Origin of the sequence: Streptomyces himastatinicus ATCC 53653 (assembly GCF_000158915.1) — a bacterium.
GTDB classification, from domain to species: Bacteria; Actinomycetota; Actinomycetes; order Streptomycetales; family Streptomycetaceae; genus Streptomyces; species Streptomyces himastatinicus.
The window spans coordinates 7,630,722-7,633,594 of record NZ_GG657754.1; the positions used below are offsets into that span (position 1 = coordinate 7,630,722).

Genomic DNA, 2,873 nt, shown 5'->3' on the forward strand with positions numbered 1-2,873 from the left:
CCAGCGCTGGACGGCGGCGGGGTCGTAGCGGATGTGCTTGCCGACGCGGAAGCCGGGCGGGCCGATGCGCTTCTTGCGCCACTGGTAGACGGTCTCTTTGGGCACTTCGAAGAGTTCGGCGATGTCGTCGGGAGTCAGGTAGCGGTCCGGGAGCCCGGCCCGCAGTGTGGCTCTGGCGGATGCCTCTGCCATGTGTCGGTCTCTCCTCCGCAGCGGTGGGGCGGGGTGTTGCCCGCCCCTCTCTGGGATCCGCTACATCCGCTACATCCGCTACACCGCAGGTCAGGGGCCTGTTTTGTGTAGCGGATGCGTGGGATGTAGCGGATAGGTGCCGCTACGCGGTGCGGACGGTGGTGGGCGCCGTAGCGGGTTCGGCGGTGATGTAGCGGATGCCTGGTAGCTCTTCCGCTACATCTGCACCGTCGTTGACCTGGGATGTAGCGGATGTAGCGGCTGTAGCGGACTTCTGCGGGGGTGGGGGGCAGTACCGGGTCCATGCATCGGCGAGGTCTTCGGCGTAGTAGCCGCGGGGGACCCCGGCGGCGGTGCGGATGGGCCGCGGTTTGATGGGCTTGTTGTTGCCGGTGACGTACTCGCCGAGCATTCGGGAGAGTCCGCGGGAGGTGAGCGGTTTGCCGCCCATGTCGCCCCAGGGGGCGTCCTCGATGCCGTTGAGGCATTCGAGGATCACGGCGGTGGGCATCCGGTCGGCTCCGCAGAACACCGCGTCGCGCAGGTCGGTCAGCAGCCGGATGCCCAGGGATGCCTTGTCGTCCTCCTTGGCGGCGGTGACCAGCTCCACGCATGCGGCGCGGGCGCGCTCGGGCCAGGCGCCACCGGCCGCGTCGGCGATGGCGAGCAGGGGCTCCCAGACGTCGGCGGGCCGGTCGGTGACGCCATCGGGCATGGCGGGCCAGGTGCCTTCCACGGACCTGCGCACGCTGTTGGCCCACTGGGCGAGCTGGTCTCGCAGTGCGTGCCCCTGCTTCTCGTGGGTGCGCTGCCGGAAGGGTTCCACCGGCTCGTTGGGGGCGCGGCGGCGCATGCGGATGATGACGGAGCGGGTCAGGATCGTGTCGGGCAGGGAGCCGAGTCCGGCCATGGCCACCGCGCAGTACGAGGGGAAGGCTTGCACGCTCTGGTTGGCGCCGTCGCCAACACAGCGATAGGTGACGCCGGAGCGGCGGTGACCGGCGTTGAGGAATCCGCGCAGATCCTCGTTGTCCCCGGCTTTGGGGCCGAAGACCGTATCGATCTCGTCGAAGAGGATGGTGGGCCGTCCGTCCATGCCGGATACGGCGCGGAAGAGGGCGGCGGCGGAGGCGTTGACCGCGACCATGGGGTGCGGGACGAGGGTTTCCACGATCTCCAGCGCGCGGGACTTCCCGCTGCCGGGTTCCGGGGAGAGGAACGCCAGGCGCGGGGTGGAGTCGAACGCGTCGAGCAGGTGGGCGTGGGCGTCCCACAGCACGACGGCGACGTAGGCGGCTTCGGAGGGGAAGGCGTTGAAGCGGCGGTGAAACGCCTCGACCTGGTCCAGCAGCGCGGCACCGTCGATGGTGGGCGCGTTGTCCGGCGTGGTGGTCATGCGGCGGTCCTCCTTTCAGTCTCGGCGGCGGCCGGGGCGCGGTGGGGGCAGGTGCCGACGCGGGCGCGGGTGGTCAGCTTGGTGACGGCTTCGTGGCCGCGGGCGCGTTCGTGGTGGCCGCAGCGGCACAACCAGTCCGCGACGGGCACGCGATCCAGCAGGCCACAGACCTGAAGGCCCGGCATGATGCCGGTCACCGTGACCTGCTGCGGGTCAGGACGAACAGCAGAAAGGACGGCCTTACGGCCGACGACCCTCGGCGCGCTATGGCCGTCCGGGAGCAGGGGCGGTTCGGCGGGGCTGGCCTGGTCGGCGGTGCTGGGCAGGCTCTTAATGGGGTGATGGTGTGCCCTGGTCATGCGGCCCGGCCCCTCTGCGGGTTGTGGGCGATGGACCAGTTCAGGGCGCTGGTGATGACCGGGCCGCACTCGTACGGCCGCAGTCCGGCCCGCTCCCCCGCCCCATTAAGAGCCTCCTCCACCTCAGCGCGGGCGAGGTCGCCCGAGGCGATCAGCCGACCCAGGGCGCGAGCGGCGCGCACCAACGTGTGGTTGCGCTGCCCCACTTCGGCCCCCGCGACCGCCGCAGTCTCCGCCTTCAGGGCGACTGTGGCGTAGCGAGAGGCCCGAGAGGACGACGGAACGGCCACGTGCCCTTGCGGCTGCGGGCGGGCGGTCAGGCGGGCGCAGAGCCATTCGGGCAGCGGGGCGACATGCACCCCGCTGTCGGCATAGACGCCCCCGTTGATGGCGCTGCCCGCCGCGACCACGTAGCCGCCCCACGCGCGGGTGTCGATCAGCGGCCCGAGCTTGCCCGCAGTGTTGGCCAGCTGGACGCCGGGCGGAGCGGTGAAATACAGATGCCACCCACTGCTCGCGGTCCGCACCCGGTAGGTGGCCGGGACGGGCTGTCCGGCGCGCTCGCAGAGCGCCTTGAAGGTCTCCACGCCGAAAGGCGTGTCCGCACTGCTGTTGTCCTTGGGCACGTCCAGGTCGATGACGACCAGGCCAGACGGGCCGGTCGCTACGGCGACGTTGTACCAGTGGCGTGACCACCACGCCGCGATCTGCTCGGGCTTGTCGGTCGCGCGCTCCTCCCACTTGCGGTGACCGGACGCGCAGTCTCCCTTGCGCGGGCAGCGGTCCGCACCGTGCAGGGCGGGGGTCTTGCTGTCGGGGCGGAGCGGGAAGACGTGCCATCCGCGCCCAGCGGCGTTGAACGCGGAGTTGCGGAAGGGGTTGCCGTACTCGTCGTAGGGCATGCTGGAGACCTCCAACAGGTCTGT

4 protein-coding genes are annotated in these 2,873 nt (G+C 70.7%); all 4 read right to left on the reverse strand.

Annotated features, from left to right (window positions below):
* Positions 1 to 192: helix-turn-helix domain-containing protein (locus SSOG_RS32375; RefSeq protein ID WP_039939212.1), on the reverse strand; the 192-nt coding region annotated here is incomplete at its 3' end.
* Positions 193 to 334: 142 nt separating this feature from the next.
* A complete protein-coding gene (locus tag SSOG_RS32380; protein WP_009718481.1) occupies positions 335 to 1,588 on the reverse strand; it encodes a DUF3631 domain-containing protein in 1,254 nt (417 codons plus the stop codon).
* Entirely contained in the window at positions 1,585 to 1,947 is a 363-nt protein-coding gene (locus SSOG_RS32385; protein WP_009718482.1) for a hypothetical protein, read from the reverse strand. The genes SSOG_RS32380 and SSOG_RS32385 overlap by 4 nt, the downstream gene beginning before the upstream one ends.
* Positions 1,944 to 2,849: a bifunctional DNA primase/polymerase gene (locus SSOG_RS32390; RefSeq protein ID WP_009718483.1), complete on the reverse strand. Its 906-nt coding sequence runs from the start codon at positions 2,847 to 2,849 to the stop codon at positions 1,944 to 1,946. The genes SSOG_RS32385 and SSOG_RS32390 overlap by 4 nt, the downstream gene beginning before the upstream one ends.
* Between the last annotated feature and the right edge of the window lie 24 nt (positions 2,850 to 2,873).